14 protein-coding genes are annotated in these 17,712 nt (G+C 61.3%); 2 read left to right on the forward strand and 12 right to left on the reverse strand.

What is annotated here, in order from left to right; translation table 11 throughout:
• Positions 1–122: 122 nt before the first annotated feature.
• Together J3A64_RS05920 and J3A64_RS05925 are read left to right on the forward strand one after the other, a co-directional pair.
• Positions 123–2,039 (forward strand): WecB/TagA/CpsF family glycosyltransferase, encoded by a 1,917-nt coding sequence (locus tag J3A64_RS05920; protein WP_210063799.1) that lies wholly within the window; start codon positions 123–125, stop codon positions 2,037–2,039.
• Positions 2,036–2,872 (forward strand): glycosyltransferase, encoded by an 837-nt coding sequence (locus J3A64_RS05925; RefSeq protein ID WP_014921916.1) that lies wholly within the window; start codon positions 2,036–2,038, stop codon positions 2,870–2,872. Before J3A64_RS05920 ends, J3A64_RS05925 begins: the two co-directional genes overlap by 4 nt.
• Here the strand turns inward: J3A64_RS05925 and J3A64_RS05930 are convergent, their stop codons facing one another.
• From J3A64_RS05930 to J3A64_RS05985, 12 genes are read right to left on the reverse strand one after another with little or no spacing between them, the layout of a single operon-like run.
• On the reverse strand, positions 2,873–4,207 hold the full coding sequence (locus J3A64_RS05930; RefSeq protein ID WP_210063800.1) for a hypothetical protein: 1,335 nt from the start codon (positions 4,205–4,207) through the stop codon (positions 2,873–2,875).
• Positions 4,204–5,469 (reverse strand): exopolysaccharide biosynthesis GT4 family glycosyltransferase EpsE, encoded by a 1,266-nt coding sequence (gene epsE, locus J3A64_RS05935; RefSeq protein WP_210063801.1) that lies wholly within the window; start codon positions 5,467–5,469, stop codon positions 4,204–4,206. The genes J3A64_RS05930 and epsE overlap by 4 nt, the downstream gene beginning before the upstream one ends.
• 58 nt (positions 5,470–5,527) lie before the next feature.
• Complete coding sequence (locus J3A64_RS05940; RefSeq protein WP_011774845.1) at positions 5,528–6,406, reverse strand: hypothetical protein; 879 nt, start codon at positions 6,404–6,406, stop codon at positions 5,528–5,530.
• Entirely contained in the window at positions 6,394–7,842 is a 1,449-nt protein-coding gene (locus J3A64_RS05945; protein ID WP_043806100.1) for an O-antigen ligase, read from the reverse strand. The genes J3A64_RS05940 and J3A64_RS05945 overlap by 13 nt, the downstream gene beginning before the upstream one ends.
• On the reverse strand, positions 7,839–9,086 hold the full coding sequence (locus J3A64_RS05950; protein WP_210063802.1) for a glycosyltransferase family 1 protein: 1,248 nt from the start codon (positions 9,084–9,086) through the stop codon (positions 7,839–7,841). Before J3A64_RS05950 ends, J3A64_RS05945 begins: the two co-directional genes overlap by 4 nt.
• Entirely contained in the window at positions 9,083–10,006 is a 924-nt protein-coding gene (locus J3A64_RS05955; protein WP_307807163.1) for a DUF6492 family protein, read from the reverse strand. The genes J3A64_RS05950 and J3A64_RS05955 overlap by 4 nt, the downstream gene beginning before the upstream one ends.
• Entirely contained in the window at positions 9,999–12,554 is a 2,556-nt protein-coding gene (locus J3A64_RS05960) for an oligosaccharide flippase family protein (protein ID WP_210063803.1), read from the reverse strand. Before J3A64_RS05960 ends, J3A64_RS05955 begins: the two co-directional genes overlap by 8 nt.
• Position 12,555: 1 nt before the next feature.
• Entirely contained in the window at positions 12,556–13,746 is a 1,191-nt protein-coding gene (locus tag J3A64_RS05965) for a glycosyltransferase family 4 protein (RefSeq protein ID WP_307807164.1), read from the reverse strand.
• On the reverse strand, positions 13,743–14,405 hold the full coding sequence (locus J3A64_RS05970; RefSeq protein WP_011774839.1) for an acetyltransferase: 663 nt from the start codon (positions 14,403–14,405) through the stop codon (positions 13,743–13,745). The genes J3A64_RS05965 and J3A64_RS05970 overlap by 4 nt, the downstream gene beginning before the upstream one ends.
• Positions 14,402–15,565 (reverse strand): DegT/DnrJ/EryC1/StrS aminotransferase family protein, encoded by a 1,164-nt coding sequence (locus J3A64_RS05975; RefSeq protein WP_014921909.1) that lies wholly within the window; start codon positions 15,563–15,565, stop codon positions 14,402–14,404. The genes J3A64_RS05970 and J3A64_RS05975 overlap by 4 nt, the downstream gene beginning before the upstream one ends.
• Positions 15,562–16,581, reverse strand: coding sequence for an NAD-dependent epimerase/dehydratase family protein (locus tag J3A64_RS05980; RefSeq protein ID WP_210063805.1), 1,020 nt, complete (start codon positions 16,579–16,581; stop codon positions 15,562–15,564). Before J3A64_RS05980 ends, J3A64_RS05975 begins: the two co-directional genes overlap by 4 nt.
• Complete coding sequence (locus J3A64_RS05985; protein ID WP_210063806.1) at positions 16,578–17,687, reverse strand: Gfo/Idh/MocA family protein; 1,110 nt, start codon at positions 17,685–17,687, stop codon at positions 16,578–16,580. The genes J3A64_RS05980 and J3A64_RS05985 overlap by 4 nt, the downstream gene beginning before the upstream one ends.
• Positions 17,688–17,712 lie beyond the last annotated feature (25 nt).

Consider the following 17,712-nt stretch of genomic DNA (forward strand, 5'->3'; position numbering starts at 1 on the left):
GGCCGGGAGACAACTCAAATGAACATGTTGACACGGCGGCACAGGTCCGCCACCGACGATCCAGGCAGTGCAGCAGCCTCGGGTCGTCGGCCACATGGTAATGCCTTGAGTTGGAGCCGAGAATGCTGCTACCGAAAATCCTGCCCACTGGAGATCTGCTCCACAGGGTAGTCCCCCACCTTTACCCGCGACGTGGTGTCACAGCCGGAAGCCCGCGTCATCAGCGGCACCAAAGTGTGGCCGGTTCCGCAGAGCCGGTGGCGGGGGCTCCTTGGGTGAACCTGGGCGGGGTCCCGGTCAGGCTCATGGAAGCTGACGGCGCGATTCGGGAAATTTTGGATCGTGTTGGCTCCCCCGATGCGCCACCCTTGGGCGTTTGCTCAGCAAATTTGGATCATGTCCGGCACTTCGGAACCGGAAGCCGCTGGATGGGCACCTTGGACCCGCCCGCACCTGTCGAATGGTTGACCCTGATCGACGGCGCACCCCTGGCCACCGAGGCGCGGCGCCTGACGTCGAGGACGTGGCCCCGGCTTGCCGGCAGCGACCTCATTCACCCCCTCCTGACTGGCGCAGCGGCACGGGGCTTGCGCCTGGGGTTCCTGGGAGGTTCAGAAGAGACCCAGAAACTGATCGCGGGGAAGTTTGCAACGGAGAGGCCTGAGCTGAACGTGGTTGGTTGGTGGGCTCCTGCCAGGTCCACGCTGGGGGATGCCGCAGCCTCCCGCATGCTCGCCCAGGAGATACGGGCGGCAGCCCCCGACGTCCTGGTGGTTGGTTTGGGAAAACCCCGACAGGAACTGTGGATAGCCGAGTACGGCCACCTGACAGGCGCCAAGGTCCTGCTGGCGTTTGGTGCCGTGGTGGATTTCCTGGCGGGGAACGTCCGGCGTGCTCCCTCATGGGCCAGTTCGCACAGCCTCGAATGGGCATGGCGCCTGATGCTGGAGCCACGCCGGTTGGCACGCCGCTATTTGGTGGAGGGGCCGGAGGCGTACGTGAAGTTGCGGATGTGGAGCAGTTCCGACATCGAGCCCAGAACTTTGCTTTCCACCACCGCATACGCCGTCCCGGAACCCGTGCCCAGCCGGGCTCCGGGACCTTTCGTGTCTGTTACCGAGAAGGCCGACGTCGCCGTAATTGTGGTCACCTACAACAATGCCGACGATGTCGGGCCGCTGCTCGCCAGCCTGCGGAAGGAAACTACGGATCAGTCGATCAAGGTGGTGGTGGCAGATAACTCTCCCGATGAGAGCACCCTCCTTGAACTGTCGCACCACCCCGACGTCACAGCAGTTCGCACGGGTGGAAACCTCGGGTATGCCGGCGGTATCAACACCGCGTTGTCCGTGGCCGGCCAGGCTGGCAGCTACCTAGTCCTCAACCCGGACCTCCGCGTAGAACCTGGAGCAGTGGCCGCCATGCTTAGGCGGATGAAAGAGCTGGGGGCCGGCATGGTTGTTCCAGTCCTGTTGGACGATGACGGAAGTATCTACCCGTCGTTGCGCCGCGAGCCGGGCGTTCTGCGAGCGCTTGGTGACGCGGCGTTGGGCAGTCATGTGAAGGCCAGACCGGAATGGTTGTCTGAGATGGACTTTGACCCGGAGAGTTACTTGCACGGGCATTGTGTTGACTGGGCTACGGGTGCGGCTCTCCTGATCAGTGCCGAGGCGGCTGATGCGGTGGGTGCGTGGGATGAGCAGTTTTTTCTGTATTCGGAAGAAACGGATTATTGCCACCGGGTGAGGGACGCGGGTTTCTCCATCTGGTTTGAGCCTGCGGCCCGGATGTGGCACGAACGTGGGGGGTCGGGCACGTCACCCCAATTGACTGCGTTGATGTCGGTTAATCGGGTCCGCTATGCAGACAAGTATCTTGGGCGCGGGCGTGCGCTGGCTTTCCGGGGTGCGGTCCTGGCCGCGGAGGTTGCCCGTTTGAACAAACCCGGACACCGGGATGCAGCGTTGGCGGTCCTTAGTCAGCGGCGTTGGGAGGCCTTGCCCCACGCTACGCGGACCACGACCGCAGCTATGCCATGACCGGGTCCCATCCCCAGGGTGCTGTCATTATCCCGGCCCATAACGAGGCCAACGTTATAAGCCGGACGCTTGAGGCGTTGAGGGAGGTTATCGAGTGGGGCACTGTTGATGTCGTGGTGGCTTGTAATGGGTGCATGGACGGCACTGAGGCCGTTGCGTCCCGGTGTGAGGGTGTCCGCGTCCTTCATGTGGCCGAGGCATCCAAGACTGCGGCGTTGAATGCTGGTGACCAAGCAACGCAGCGTTGGCCCCGCCTTTACTTGGACGCCGATATCGAGGTCAGCGCCCCAGCGCTTCGTGCGGTCTTTGGGGCGCTGGAGAGCAACACAGTGCTGGCCGCACGTCCTGCGTTCCGCTATGACACTGCGGGTGCCTCGTGGCTGGTCCGGGCCTACTACCGCGCCCGGTGTCGGATACCGGGAAACGCCCAGGGGCTCTGGGGTGCAGGTGCGTATGCCCTGAGCTATTCAGGACATGAGCGGCTGGGGACTTTCCCTGCGCTAACAGGTGATGACTACTACGTAGACCGGTTGTTTTCTGATGAAGAGAAGGCAGTGCTGCCCACCGAGCCTGTGGTGGTCAGGACGCCACGGACGTGCACCGCTTTGTTGTCTGTCCTCAGGCGGACATATCGGGGGAACGGGGAGCAGGATCGAGTATCAGGTGGTGCGTCTGCTGCTCGGACTCTACGTGAGTTGCTCGCCTCGGTGAGGGGGCCGCTGACGGCGTTTGATGCCGCCGTTTACGTCGTATTCGCCGGTGCGGGCCGCCGTCGTCCCCTGTTCTCCCGCAAAGTGGTGCCCGCTTGGGAGCGGGACGAGAGTAGTCGGTAGTCAGAAGCCGCAGGTGCCGCCGCCTTCGATGCGGTAGAGGTGGACGGCGTTGCCGTCTGCGAATGTATCTGTGAAGGTTCCGTCCACGATGGGGATGGTTCGGTCTTCGTCGATCACGACGGCGGTGCTGCCGCCGCATTTCACGGTGAAGGTTGCCGCTCCGGCTGTGTTGTTGTTCGCTCCTGCGAATACGTAGACCTTGCCGTTGTGGAGTTTCGTGGCTTGGTCTACAGGGCCGGTTGTTGTGACCGCGTTGTCCAGGAATGGCGCGTTCAGGACCGGTGCCAGGGCTGTGATCTGCTTGTTGACGTTCGTTAGCGTGGGAACGATGTCTTTGCCGCAGTCTCTGATGACGTGTTGGGTTACGCAGGGTCCGCCGAAGTTGTGGTTGAAGTAGATGATTCCGCGGGCGCCGTGGATGAGGCTGCTCCAAACTGCGGCCCGCAGCTCTGGGCCAGTAATGGTTTTAGTCCCCTCTACATCACCTGATGGATGACCGTTCTCGATGAAGGCCCAGACGGGGATCATTGCAGATGGGTCCTGGAGCGCACGCAGCCGGTCTATGGTCCAGCCATAGTTTGCTGCGAGCCTGCACTCGTCGGGGTTCAGATCCCGGGTGTAGTCCACGATTGCTCCGCCCTCGCCTTTTCCGCAGATATTGGGATCCGTGAACCAGTAGTTATCTGCAGACACCACGTCTTGGAGGCCTCTGACAAACTTTGCCGCTACCGTGTCGGATTCCCAGAACGTAACGCCTTTGCCGTAGTTGGCGTAGAGCATGGCTTCTTTGGGGGCCAAGGCACGGCGGTCCCTTTGGATCGTGTAGCCGCACGGTGTTCCGTCCGGTGAGCAGACGGGTCCCTCGCCAGGGTAGTTGCCTGTCCACTGAGCGTCGCCCGGGCCCGCCCACATGTCCACTTCGTCGCTGAGCGTGTAGCCGGCAGCGGCTTCATGCGGGAAGGAAGGCAGTGCGAACATACCGGAGTCCCGGATCAATTGAACGTTCGAGTTGGCAGTGAGCTCCACGTATGTGTTGATGCCGGCATCGGAGTCCATGGACACGTTTCCCTTGTCCAGGACACTTTCCAGCCACACACCGATGGGAAAGAACGAATCCTCAGCGGGAAGGCCGGCTCTGAACTGGGCGTAGTAGGCCTGTCCGCCGTCTACTTGGCGAAGGGCTATCGGCGCCGCGGTGACATTCTGTGTCGGCGAGGCGCTGGATGCGCTGGTCGCGGATGGAGAAGGTGGGGCACCGCCGCCAGCCGCGGCAACTGCGAGGACAATGCTCGCAATGGCAACGGCACCCAGGACCCATGCTGTTTGCGGCTTCATGTTCTGCCTCTCCGGATTTTCGATTCCATCAGTTCAGCCAGTACGAGCGCGCTGGTTCTGACATCGAAAGCCTGTTCAATCCTGGAACGCCCTTGTTCAGCGATTGATAAGGCTTTGTCGGGATGCTGGAGGAGTTCGAAAATTACCTCCGCGAGCCGGCCGGGGTTGTGGGGTTCCACCAGAATTCCGCTCTCACCCCCCACTACCAGTTCCCGGACACCTCCCGCGGATGTCACTACGACGGGCACTCCCATGGCCATGGCTTCCATGATGGCGACTCCGAGCGGTTCTGAGTGACTCGCCAAGGCGAAAAGATGCGCTGCGGCAAGTTCTTCCCGGACTTTGTGTTCCGGGACCGCACCCAAAAAACGCACGTTGCGTTCCAATCCAAGCTCGCGGACAAGACGTTCAAGCTCCTGTCGGTAACCAGTACCACCGAGCTCGTCCTCACCGGCCAATGTCAGGTGCACATCAAAGCCGGAACTCATAACTATGGTGATTGCTTTGAGCAGATCCGCATGGCCTTTGCTTCGATTCAACCGTGCGCAACAGAAAATCCTGGCTTGGCCCTGGCCTGACCAAGGTTTATAAGGTGCCACACGTTTAAAGGTGTCCAAGTCCACGCCCATGGGCGCTACCCGGATTTCTCCGGGCAGATGGCCGTCCAAGGCTTCCCTGACTTCGGCCAGCAGCCGTGCCGTGATGACCACCGAGAACTCGGCGTTTTGCCATTTGCGGAGCTGGTTGGGCCCGTAGTCGCTCAGAGGGCCGTGCAGGGTCAGGCTGTAGGGTATACCGGAAATGGCATGTGCGAAGAGAGCTACTTGTGCGGCGTCTGCACATGAGTGCACATGGACGTGGTCCCACTGACGTGTCTCCGCGTGTCGGGCAAGTTCCCCGCCAGCCCAGAGCAGAGCCGCGGCGCGTGCAACTGCGTAGCCCAGCCGCGGGCTATCAAGGTCACGGGAAGACTCGTAGGGACTGGCCGCGCTGCGGACGATGGCGCCCAGGCGGCCGCCGGCCACAGCGCGAAAAGCTCTTGTGCCCCCGCCCATGAAGGTTTTGATGCTGGGCGGTGTCAAATAGTGGGTGGCCGCCACTTCATTGCGTGCCCACTCCGGCAGGAGAGCCAATTGCCGCGGCCGCCGGGTTGAGACCGGTTCAGGCTCAAGTCCCAACTGCGTGAGTGCCCGAAGCTCACGCCAAAAGAAGCCGTGTGTTTGTCCTGGGAACTCAGGCACGAAGTAGCCGAAACGAACCATGTCCCACCTTTCTGCGCCTCGGTCGTTCGTTGGTTGCCATGTTCAGTAGCGGTGCTGGTCAGACAGTCGTTCTCTTGTTGGGAGCCCTATGGTCAGCATCGGCATTCAGGATGCCCTGAACGGCGTTACGTTGCCGGAGCAGCTCTTCCTTCGGTGAGGGCACACCCAACTCCACCAGGGTTTCCAGTTCGGAGAGGGTGTCCGCATGGGAGGGCGCGGCGCGTTCACCCTCCGGGTTCACTGCTTCACCCGTGCGCTTTTTACGGCCCTTCCTGGTCGGAACGGATGATGTGCGTTCTGTTCTGGCCCGTTCGCGTGCCGATTCCACCGATCGTGCCACTGATACCGCCCCCAACGTGAGGACCAGGCCCGCAACCACCACCACTATGAGCGATCTCAGACGGCTTGAGAACTGTTCAGTTGCCTTATCCGGCACAGCGACCACCAAGGAGGTGAACAGGTACCGGTCAGAAGCGCCATTGACCGTCTGGATTGTTTGGAGTTCCTGTTCCAATCGTGTTCCAAGGGCACGCACAGTATCCAACGCGATGTCTTCGCTATCTGAAACGGCACTGATCTCCACCAGGAACGCCGCTGACGGACGCTCCACCTTGTAGTCGGTAGCCAGGCCGGCCTTGTCCAGCGCTTCGCTGGTTGAAGCGTCATTCAGCCGGGTGGTGATGACTTGGGTTATCAATGATGAATCGGCCGAACGCAGATAGGGATTATCGGTATTGAGGGTACCTAGGGCAGGGTCCTTTTCTATTTCCTGGGATGACGGGATTTTTGGATTCACAATCGCGTAGGTCGTCAGGGCCTCATATGATCTGGGCGCGTAAGAGTACATGTAGACGGCTGCGAATGCGGTCAGGAACAGCACTGGCAGGACAAAGACTTTGTGGTGCCACAGGGTCTTGAGAACTGCTATTGGATCCATGTCTCCCCCTTGGGAGTCTTGGGTGCAGGTCCCGCCGGCACCGGGCTGTTGCCAATTATCGATGGCACTTCTTTTCGGAGTTCCAGTTCACGTCGAACCATGATCCATGACCCTCCTGCCAACCCCACGATGAAGGGGTACATCAAGGCAAAGACGGGGAACGACATTGAATCAAAGGTGAGGGAGCAGACGGCCGCGATGACACCCGCCGCGGAGACAGCGCCGGTAAAGCACCGTAGGGCCGGAATCCGGGATGCCCGGGCGGCCAGCAGACTTGAAATGCCGGGTATGACCAGGTAGGCAATTAGCCCGATCAGTCCGACGACGCCGATCGTGACTAAAGAGTTCAGATACTGGTTGTCCAGGATGTAGATGGCGTTTGTGGGCATGTAATTCCCGGGACCAACTCCAAAGTAGGGGTGCTCGGCGACCATGGCGGCCACCCTCGGATAGTTGTTGGTTCGCGTAGTGATGGAAGGGTCGTCTTCGCCCGCCGTAAACGAGGCTGTCAAGGTGCCGACCAGCCCCGGTACGCCCAGAAAAAGCACGGCTATGACGGCGGGTGTTGCCACCAAAGCCCACCGCCGGGCGATTCGTGGCAGAAAGGGTATGAAGACGAGAAGCCCGGTGACCAATCCAAGGATGCCGGACCGGGATACCGTGGATGCTATGGCAAAGACCAAGAGGGACGTTCCCAACCAATGGAGCCACTTGCGTCCACTCTTGTCATAGATTCCTCTCCATATGGAGAGCGGCAAAAGCATGGAAGCAACCACGGCCAGTTCAATGGAATGAAAAGTACTGCCCGAGACCCGCATCATGAAGCCGCGCATCTGGAAAGGCGTGTTTCCTCCGTTGTCCGTGAACCCTGGCATTGCGGCCTGCACCCATTCCATGGGATTGAACCTGAAGAAGAATTGAAGTACAGCCACGACGCAGCAGAAGAATGCTCCGGCGAGTATTGCCCGGGACAGGGACAATGCATCGTTGAGTGTCCGCACAGCCTCGGCTGTGACGAGAATGATGCCGGCGCTCGCAAGGAGCAAGATGAGCCAGCGGTCGGCGGCCGCCCGCGCAGTTACGGAACTACCCCCCGTATAACCCGAATACAGAGCTGCGTAGGAGGCGCAGGTTCCGACCCACAGCAGGACCAGCCCGATGCGTCCCGGGTGACGCGGGCTCAGAGGGTTCTGTAAGCCGAATAGTACGGAACACAGCCACACCGCCAGAACTAGAAGGGCCAGAAGCAGGGGCACTGTCCCGATGGCGCCCAACGGCTTCACCACCATGTTGGATGGGAAGAAGAAGATCCCGAATGCCGCAATCCTCAGCAGCAAACCAACGCGTCTGCCAGGACCCGGGGTGAGGTCCAAATCCACCAGCTGGACCTCCGGCCTGGGCGGAAGGACATTGAACTCGCGGTTTCTGCGCTTCATGTCAATTCCCACCGCTGGTGCCTAGTGCAGCGCGACTCCACAATTCCGGCGAACGCTGCTTGGGACTGCGACCAGTCCGGGCGCGGCCGCTGTGCGATTCGCTGTGCGCGCTCATTAATGTCAGAGGCGCTGACTACCCCTGCGAGCGCCGCGGCAAGCCGGTGGGGTGATACCGGTACCCAGACGACGTCGGGATCTGTCAATTCCTGGGAGGAGAAAAGGGAATCATTGAGAACGGGGACGTTCCCGGCCGCTAAGAGCTCGCCGGGCACCAGCGAGATGTTGGTGAAGGAGATTGCCAGGCCGGCTATGGTCTGGTTGTACAGCTCGTTGAGTTGCTGCGGCGAGAGATTCCCGTGATTCGTGACGGGAATGTTCCAACCGGAAGTCTCGTCCCCGTAGACATGGATTTCCTGATCGGGCCGCAGTGAATGGAATTCTTCGAGGGCCATCTTGCCGATGAGGTATCCCCGGCGGTCTACCGACTTCTTGGCGTAGAAGACCACTCCACTGCGTACGGATCGCCCATGCGGGTTTCGGATTAAGTGATAGATGTCCGTGTCGCAGCCGAATGGAACCGTGGTCTCCGGCAGTTGACCCAGTTCGGCCTTCAGGACACTGCCGATCATGTCGCCCAGCGCTATGATGGTGAACCCAAATCGATAGCTGTCCTCGGCCAGTGAGTAGAGGGCGCCGCGCGGGTAGAAATAGGGTTCGTAATCCTGGACGAAGTAGAAACGATGGACGCTGTGATGGGATCGGGCTGCAATGACGTGCGCCGATGACCATGAACTCGCCACGACGGCATCGATACCGTCCATGCCCTGCGTCGCGCTGCGAATTTCTGCGCGCATCAGGGGCCAGTGTCGCCGGATGACCGCTTCATGCCGGGATACGTCGTCGTCGTTTCGGTCATAGAGGAAGAGGATGCAGTGATGCCCTCGATCCTCCAGCGCACGGACCATACGGAAGAACGTCGTGTGGCCTCCAGAACCGGGGCCGGGTGGGGTGCATACCCATCCAATTGTCAGGGGACCCATCCTGAGGGGGGCATCGTGTGGATGCACAAGCCCTGCCGGGTCGGTGATGTCTTCATCGCGCAGGGGGAAATCCGGTTCGGCGAGGCTCCATCTTTCGAGCGCTGCGCGTGCTCCTTTCCTGAGAGCCTGCCTTCCCAGCGAGGACCAGCCGTCGCGCCTGAGCCGGGACAGGACGTGGGCTGCGGTTGATTGGCTGGCGTTCATGGCTGTGCCGTCCTGCCCGTCTCGCTGATGTGGTCTGTGAACTCCTTGAGTGCACGCCGCCTTGTTTCCAACGGAATGCCGGCCTTGGCCGACAGCATGACTGCGAGGGCGTCGTGTGGTCCTGAACTGAGCAACTGCTGTATCTCTGCCCCGCTCAGCGCTTGTTCTGCGGAGTGGACTGTCCCCTTCATCGTTGTTGAGGTTGCCCGTTTCCCGCCCAGGACTTCGTCTACGAAGATCCCATAGAGCATCATTTCGGACAATCGCAACTGGCTCGCCACGGCTGTGCTCCAAGCCGAGCCGGTTGTGTTTTCGATGTGCAGCAGCATCTGCCGCACAATGTGTGGTTCCCACAGGCAAGGCCAGCAAATGTAGTCGGTGAGGTCGCCGTCGGAGGGCGGCTGTATTCCGAGCAGCCTTCGAGCCGAATCGTGCCACAGTCGGTGACCCGGCAGCGTATGGTCGACCCCTCCTGGTTTTCGATACATGCAAACTTCGCCGTCCACGCTAAAGGCGTCCAGGGTGGTGGGTCGGACCAGGACGCTGTCTGAATCCATGAGCAACACTCCCCGTGCGTCGAGTGTCGCCACGACGGCAAGTTTGATGATTTGCTGGCATATCCACCCACGAACCGGCGGCCATGGCCGTGCGACGTTGACCCACATGTTGAGCCACGGGAGTTTGACGAATGAAAGTGGCAGGTATTCCCTGGCATCGTGAACCACTGTGCGTGGTCCGGCGAGGCTTTGGAACTCGGTCAGGTCGTTCCGCGGCACAATGATGTGGTGGACCACATCCGCGGCAGTCATTGTCAAAACCGAGCGGTTCAGGTCCTTGCAGAGTTCCAGATCGGGGCCGTAGCTGGGCGTGACTACGGCGAGCGTCTCGCTGACTGGGTCGGTTCGGAGGTTATTAGACACCACTGTTATGCCACCTCCGTATCTGCAATGTGTGTCGGATTCTGCGGGCCAGCCTCGGAGGTCCGGACCACAAAGGTTGGCCAGCCAGGGCCGGCCCCAGCGCACGTCTTCTGGCGTAACTGTTCCAAGCCTCAAGTTCTGTGGGGTTATCCACGAGTTCAGCGGCGAGTGCTGCGAAGGCCTCGGACTTGGGCGCCGCGCCACTCCCCCGGTCGTATTCGTGGCAAGCCCGGGTCAGTGCATCGTTCGCCAGGGCACGCCGGGCTTTGGCTTTGAACTCCGGGGCCTCGGGAATCTTGGCTGCAGGACCGGAGAACAGGACATCGAAGGCGTCCCGACGTGCCTTGAGGTCCTCCAATTCATCAATCCCTGTGGCCGACAGGCTGTCCGCGTGTTCACGGTGCCAGGCCTGGTCGGCTCCATGTACGTAGGCGACATCGGCAAAGGCGGCGATCCTGAGCCACATCTCCATGTCGTGCGTGTGCTTGAGGTGTGCCTGGTATCCGATGGTTTGGAGGACGGATCGTCGCATCAAAGCTTCAGGCGAAGTAATGACGTTTACTCCGCTCCGGCACCTCTCCCCGAGCCATTCCCGCCCCGGCCACACTGTCCATGCCTTTGCAGATAGCCGTGGAGCTGGAAGCTCTTTGGCCTCAAAGTGCAAGGGATGTCCGTAGACGAGTCCAACTGAAGGATAGGCGCGCGCAACGTCGACGGCGCGTCGCAGGGAACCGGGTGTCAAAATGTCATCAGCGTCGAGCCGGACCATGAACTCGCCCTGTGCACCTGCGGCGCCATCATTGAACGAAATCACGGGTCCGCGATTACTCTGGTGGCGCAGTACTTTGACCCTGTGGGACATCGCCGCCAGTTCCAGGGCTACATCATGGCTGTTGTCCGTGGATGCGTCATCAACCACGATGACATCCGCTGTCACATCGTTCTGGGTGAGGGCGCTCTCAACCGCCTGCCGGAGGAATCGGCCATAGTTGTAGCACGTGATGACCACAGTGACCGTGTCGGCTTGTGCAGGAGCAAAGCTTGCTGGCTGACTGACTTTAGTCTTCACCAAGAGTGGACCGGGAGTGGGGCTTCCGCTCACCGGACCGTTGTCATCGTTGCCGAGCATGCTCCGCACCTCACCGAGACGGCGGAGGACCCAACGCCACAGCAGCAACGCGTAGGTTCCTGCGCCGGCGGTGCCCCCGGCCAGGAGCCCCTCCACTGGACCGTCGAACGGCATAGCGGCCGCCATGGCTGCCGCTGCAGCAGGTATTGCCGCGAGACACGGGGGCCACAGGCTGCGAAACGCCGCACATATGTCCGCCCCGTTCCGGTGAAGAGCGAAGGCATAAGCAGGGCCGACGACGACGAACGCCACCATCAAGTGGGCCGCCGCTGCTCCGGCAATCCCGCCAATGATGACGCCGAAAGTCAGCGCTGGAATGAGTGCGGCGATCCAGGCGACTTGGACGAAAAGGGTTGCCCGGGCCGCACCGTTTGCAAGTAGGTACGAGGCGGCAAGGTCGAATCCAACGCGTAAGGAACTGAACAACCCGAGCCAAACGAGTACGCTGGCCGCTGGCAGCCAACGTGCCCCGTACACGAATTCTATGAGCTGGGCGGCTAGCAGGGCGAGCATGATTCCGGCCAGCAAAGCGACGGCCCACACGGGTCCGAGCAATATCCCAAAGCTCCCCTTCCGCATGGTGCCGGAAATCCGGGCGAAGGCCGGGAGCGCAACGGAACGCACCACTTGGCCCAATGCACTCATTGGCCACGTCGAAATATTGAAGGCCAGAAAGTAATAGCCCAACGCCACCGGACCCGCCAGCCGCGAAATGGCCACATTGTCCACGTTCAAAAGCGCCCATGACAAAAGGTTCGCGCCTGCCACAGGAAGGCCGAACGCAATCACTGCCGGAGCGATGGATTTGTCGAAACCCAAACGGAAGGGCGTTCGGGCCAGCCTGAATTGCACCAGCAGGGACACGGCTTGGGAGATCAGGCGACCGGCCGCGAGCGCCATAACACCCCAACCCACAATGATCAGGAGGAGGACCAGGGCCGTTCCTACGGTGAAATCGACCAGCGCGACGATGAAAAGTTTCCGCTGGGCAAATTCGCGTTGCAAGGTTGCGTATGGCACCACGCCCACGCCGGCGAGGAAAAGTGAGAAAGACATGACGGCGATGACAGGACCAGCCGAAGGGCTGCCGAGGAGTTCAGCTGTGCCCTGAGCTGAAAAGGCCATAGCGGCTGCAAGCGTTGTCCCAGCTACTACGCCCAATGTTGCGATTGTTGGTGCTTTCCGTTCCGGATCCTCGGACCTGATGAGATCCGCGCTCATGCCCAGGTCTGCCATGGTCATCAGGACCGTCTGTACGGTGAGCGCCACGGCGAACACACCAAACTGTTCCGGGCTGAGGAGACGGGCAAGTGCTATGCCCACAGCCAGGCTCCCCAGACGCAGGACAATGTTGCTGATACTGCTCCAGGCCAGTCCATGCCTGACTTGCAGTCCGAGTTCAGGTTGAGTCTGCGTCATGTCACGGACCCCGTTGTTGCTTTTGCCGTGCTAAGGCTTGCCGCCTCATGGACGCACGGAACTTTGCCACCTCGACGCTTGTGCGCAGATAGTCGCCGATGCGCTCTGCCTGCATACTTCGGCTACGGCGCTCTCCATGTTCGTAAACAGCCAGCAGCCGACGGGCCGCTACACCCAAACTGAAGTTCTCTTCTACCAGCGTCCGGCCGTAGGCGCCCAGTGCGATCCGCAAGTCGTCGTCGGTCAGGAGCCTGGACAGGGTGCTCTCGAGGTCTTCTTGGATCCCGCGCCCATAAAAGCCGTCCTGCAGGAAACGCGCCGTGTTGCCCGGAGTGCAGAGACTCCAAAACCCGTCGGCGCCCTGCACAACTACAGGCTTGCTAAATGACATCCCACGCAGCGCAGAGCTGCCCATGCCGAGAACTACGTCAGCGGCGTCATAGATCATCCGCGGATCAGGGACCAACCCTTCGACACGGATAACCACTCTTCCGTGCCGGAGGTTAACCGCCGATGCTGACGAGCGGACCTCTCGAAGGCCAGGGCCATCACCAGCGACCAGAAGCATGGCCGGACGGTCCTCTGCAATCCTGTCCACAACGCTGATAGCCGCAAGGACGCCTTGCACTTTGCCAAGGTCAGTGGTGAGCCGGCCAACCACGGCAACGACCCGTTCGTGATCCTCGATCCCCAGCTGCCGCCGTGCCGGAAGCATCCCGCGGGACGCGTTGAAGTCAGTGTCCACGGGTGGTTCCATGAGGTGTACCAGCGGCCGGACCGTGGATTGCTCATCGGCCAAGCCTTTTGTTCCCACAATCAGCGGAACATTCCTGGGCAGAAAGCCCGGAACGTCCATGGAGAGCACAGTCATCACCAGTGGGGTACCGCGCAACAATGCTGGCCCGAAGAACGCATCCAAAGACGGAGCCCACTCGTAGCTGTGGATGAGGTTGATGCCACGCTGGTCCACTGCGCCGATCAGGCGGCGGACTGTTTCCGCGTCCACACTGTGCCTCCTGGCGGGAGCTTCGAGGAACTCGAGTCCCAGTTCCGCAACCCTGTCAAGCAGAACTCCAGGTGTTGCGAATACCACCACTTCATGGCCGAAATCACGGACCGCTGCCGCCAGTTCAATGGCATTGATCTGGCTGCCTCCCATGGCCAACTCGTGAGGGTAAATCAGGAGCCTCACTGGGCCCCCTCCAGCGCCGGAGAGTTGCCCCGCCTGATCACCCGGGCAGGGACACCGGCCCACGTCTCGTCTTCCGGGACGTCGCTGAGGACGGCAGCGCCCATTCCGATCGTTGCTTTCGCACCGATGGTCAGGCGCTCGCGGACACTGGCATTCATTCCTATGTAGGCTGCCCGGCCGATGTGGACGTTACCGCCCAGTGACACGCCGGAGGCCAACGTGACGTAGTCGCCGATGAGGTCATCGTGGGTGAAGGTTACTCCCGGCATCGCGACGACATGGCTGCCGATAGTGACGGATGCCGTCATGCTGACGTGGGCCAGGATGATGCTTCCGCGGCCAATCAAGCAGCCCTCGGGAACGTTCACAGATGGATCGATCGCTGTCGCGTAGCGGTCATCGTCGAGTCCGAGTGTTCGTAGCCGCATTACGACGCCCTCCCGCCCACTTCCTGAGCCGATGCAGACCAGGAGCATCGCATGGGGGAATTTCAAGGCGTCGCGGATGGGGCCCAGCACATGGGCCCCATCTACTACGCGCCCAAGTTTGTCTTCGTCGTCGTCGAGGATCCCAATGACGTCGAAGGGCCCGCTGCTGCGGACCATGGCAAGCACCTCCCGGGCGAGGCCGCTTGCAGCAATGAGGAGTAGTTCGCTCATGGCTGTCCCGCCGCGCGCAGCACGGAGTCGATGACCCGGACTTGGTCCTGCAGTGACAGTTCGTGGTAGAGCGGCAGGATGAGCGTGTGATCCGACAACCATTCAGTAACGCCCAGCTCAGCCGAGCCGGTGTCCGCACCGGAATACGCGGGCTGCCTGTGCGCCGCCATGATTCCGCGGCGGGCAGAGATGCCGTCTCCGGCCAAACGGGTCAACAACGCCTCCCGTCCCAGCGGGAACGCCGGGCCGATCTCCAACCAGCACGATTGGAAGTTGCTGATGCCGTAATGGGGGTCGCTGACCAGCCGGAGGCCTTCGACGCCGGCGAAGGCGTTGGCGTAGGTAGCGGCGAGCTGACGCCGCCGTTGGACAACTGCTTGGAGACGGCCGAGTTGGACAAGCCCGACGGCGGCCTGAAGGTCGGTCATGCGGTAGTTGAACCCGACTTCGAGGTACTCCTCAGCGGGGGCGAGCAGGCTGGCGTGGCGGTCGGCGGCTGAAACGCTCATGGCGTGTTCGCGAAGCCGTCGTGCCCTGTCACCGTAATCCTGGCGAGGAGTGGTTATCATCCCGCCCTCTCCCGTGGTGAGAATCTTGCGCGGATGGAAGGACCATGCGGCCAGCTCGGCGTTGGAACCTACAGGTCGTCCGCGGTATCTGGAGCCGATAGCGCACGCAGCGTCTTCCACCACGATGATTCCGAGAGGATCGCAGAGTGCCCGGATGGGTTCCAGGTCAACAGGGACTCCGCCTTGGTCAACGGCGATCACCGCTGTGGTGGCGGGTGTCAGGGCGGCCTTGATGGTTGCTGCAGTAACGCAGCCTGTATGCATGTCGACGTCGGCGAAGACCGGCCGCGCGCCCACGTATGTTGCCGCGTTGGCGGTGGCAATGAAGGAGAACGACGGCACCACCACGTCATCCCCTGGTCCAACTCCAGCGACGGCGAGCGCCAGGTGCAGTGCCGAGGTGCAGCTCGACGTTGCAATGGCAAAGTCGGCTTGTTGCTCGGCGGCGAAGGCGTCTTCGAATTGCCGCACCTTGGGGCCCTGTGCCACCCAACCTGATGCGATCACTTCAGCAACGGCTTGGGTCTCTTCTTCGCCAAGCCACGGCTTCATGACATCAATGCGGGCCAATCGGGTTTCGGAGATGGTCATCGCGCACCCACTGCCGGAGCTGTTGGACGACTAATGGTGCGGGCTGCAGCGATCTCGGCCCGAAGCGGACGCCACCACGAAACCAGCGAGCGCAACCCGTCTTCCAAGCCAATGGCCGCCTCGAAGCCCAGGGCATCGCGTGCTGCCGTGATGTCTGCAAGTCTTCGGGCAACTCCGTTGACGGCACGTTCCGGGCCATGTTCCAGTCGAAGTGGTGAGTCCATGACTTTCAGCAGTGTCTGTGCGAGTTCCGCCAGGCTGGTCTCGGTACCACTGGCCACGTTGAAGACGCCCTCGCGTACGTTGCTGACGGCAGCAAGGACATTCGCCCTGGCGACATCCGCGGTATGGATGAAGTCCATGGTTTGGTGCCCGCTGCCGAAAATCAGCGGGGGCTGGCCGTCGACAATCCGTTCCATCCAGCGGACCAGTACCTCGGTGTAGAGGCCGTGGACGTCCATGCGGGGTCCGTAAACGTTGAAGTACCTCAGCAGGATGTAGTCCAGGCCTGACATGGCTCGGAAGCTCCGTGCCATTCCTTCGTTGAAGGACTTTGCAGCACCGTAGAAGGTGTCGTTGTTGTGGTGGTGGTGGCTTTCTTTGGTGGGAAATTCCTCCGCCATGCCGTAAACGGAGGCACTTGACGCTGAGATGAGCTTGTCCACTTTGTGTGCTGCGGCGGCCTCGTAGACGTTGAAGGTCCCATCCACCAGTACTTCGAGGGCCAGCCGTGGTTCTTCCGCGCATTGGGTGATGCGGATGGCGGCTTGGTGGAAGAGGAGGTCCTTGCCCTTGGTGAGGTCGTGGACGAGGTCGCGGTCACGGAGGTCGCCTTCGATCAGCTGCACCCTCCCACTGGAGAGGGCTTCGTTCAGGTTTGCGCGTCGGCCGCGGACGAGGTTGTCCAGCACGTCTATGTGTTCCGCACCGGCGTCGAGCAGTTGGTCAACCAGCGTCGATCCAATGGTGCCGGCGCCTCCGGTGACCAGGACACGCGCCCCTGGAAGCTCTTTCATCGTGCAACCTGGAGGGAGATTTCATTCCCGGCGACGATTGTTGATTGTCCGTCTGTACCAAGGCTTTTGGTGACGGCTTCGAGCACGGACAAGACGCGGAGCCCGGATTCACCGCTGGTCCGTGGCGTTGTGCGGTTGCGGATGGACGAGGCAAGTTCACTGACCACCTGGCCCAAGGGTTCCCTTTCCTGCAGCGCCGGGGACCACGTGTCGCCGAGGCGGTAGGAGATGGCCGAGGTCCGTTTGTCTGCGGCAGATCTGGGTTGGTGCTCCAGGCTGACCCCGCGGTCGTAGACGCTGAGGCGTTGCTGGGGGTTGAGGTCGTCCCACACCAGGGTCCTCTTTGACCCTCCGATGATCATTTGCCTGATTTTGGTGGGGCTGAGCCAGTTCACATGAATATGGACCATGGCGTCATTGGGCAGACCGAAGGTGAGGTGTCCAACGCAGTCCCTGCCCGTTCCCAGGGGATCCGCGCCGTGAGCTGAAATTTCCGTGGGATGCAGGCCGCCGGGCAGGACGAAGTCCAGGATGGAGAGGTCATGCGGGGCCAGGTCCCAGAAGACGTTGACGTCCGGTTGGACGAGCCCCAGATTGATGCGGACGGAATCCACGTACAAGATATCGCCCAGGGCGCCGCTGGACACCAGTTCCTGGATCTTGAGGACCGCCGGAGTGAAGCAATACGTGTGGTCTGCCATAAGGACCAATCCCCTGGCCTTTGCTTCGTCCACCATCTCCAAGCCCTTGGCCCGGCTGTCGGCCAACGGCTTTTCCACCAGGACGTGTTTGCCTGCGCGCAGGGCCGTCATCACCACTCCATGGTGGGTATGCGCCGGCGTCGCTACGGCTATGGCGTCCAGGTTGTAGGTATCCAACAGCTCGTCCAAGGATTCGACGACGGCCACCCCACCGACCGTCTCTGCGAGCTTCAGGCCGCGTTCGACGTCGAGGTCGCAGATGGCCACGAGATCCCAGTCCGGGCTGGCCTTGAGGTTCCGGGCCAGATTGGGCCCCCAATACCCTGCCCCGACCACCGCGATTCGGAGCTTGGCTTGTAGTCCGTGGCCGTTCAGTTGTCCTGATGGAATGGTTCGTATGCTCATTTCCCACTCTGCTTCTATGTTGACA

Source organism: Pseudarthrobacter sp. PvP004 (genome assembly GCF_017876035.1).
GTDB classification, from domain to species: domain Bacteria; phylum Actinomycetota; class Actinomycetes; order Actinomycetales; family Micrococcaceae; genus Arthrobacter; species Arthrobacter aurescens_A.

What these genes read in the sequence shown, in the direction of transcription:
- J3A64_RS05920 (WP_210063799.1), top strand. Translation starts at nt 123, where the DNA reads ATGCTGCTACCGAAAATCCTGCCCACTGGAGATCTGCTCCACAGGGTA.
- J3A64_RS05925 (WP_014921916.1), top strand. Translation starts at nt 2,036, where the DNA reads ATGACCGGGTCCCATCCCCAGGGTGCTGTCATTATCCCGGCCCATAAC.
- J3A64_RS05930 (WP_210063800.1), bottom strand. Translation starts at nt 4,207, where the DNA reads ATGAAGCCGCAAACAGCATGGGTCCTGGGTGCCGTTGCCATTGCGAGC.
- epsE (WP_210063801.1), bottom strand. Translation starts at nt 5,469, where the DNA reads ATGGTTCGTTTCGGCTACTTCGTGCCTGAGTTCCCAGGACAAACACAC.
- J3A64_RS05940 (WP_011774845.1), bottom strand. Translation starts at nt 6,406, where the DNA reads ATGGATCCAATAGCAGTTCTCAAGACCCTGTGGCACCACAAAGTCTTT.
- J3A64_RS05945 (WP_043806100.1), bottom strand. Translation starts at nt 7,842, where the DNA reads ATGAAGCGCAGAAACCGCGAGTTCAATGTCCTTCCGCCCAGGCCGGAG.
- J3A64_RS05950 (WP_210063802.1), bottom strand. Translation starts at nt 9,086, where the DNA reads ATGAACGCCAGCCAATCAACCGCAGCCCACGTCCTGTCCCGGCTCAGG.
- J3A64_RS05960 (WP_210063803.1), bottom strand. Translation starts at nt 12,554, where the DNA reads ATGACGCAGACTCAACCTGAACTCGGACTGCAAGTCAGGCATGGACTG.
- J3A64_RS05970 (WP_011774839.1), bottom strand. Translation starts at nt 14,405, where the DNA reads ATGAGCGAACTACTCCTCATTGCTGCAAGCGGCCTCGCCCGGGAGGTG.
- J3A64_RS05975 (WP_014921909.1), bottom strand. Translation starts at nt 15,565, where the DNA reads ATGACCATCTCCGAAACCCGATTGGCCCGCATTGATGTCATGAAGCCG.
- J3A64_RS05980 (WP_210063805.1), bottom strand. Translation starts at nt 16,581, where the DNA reads ATGAAAGAGCTTCCAGGGGCGCGTGTCCTGGTCACCGGAGGCGCCGGC.
- J3A64_RS05985 (WP_210063806.1), bottom strand. Translation starts at nt 17,687, where the DNA reads ATGAGCATACGAACCATTCCATCAGGACAACTGAACGGCCACGGACTA.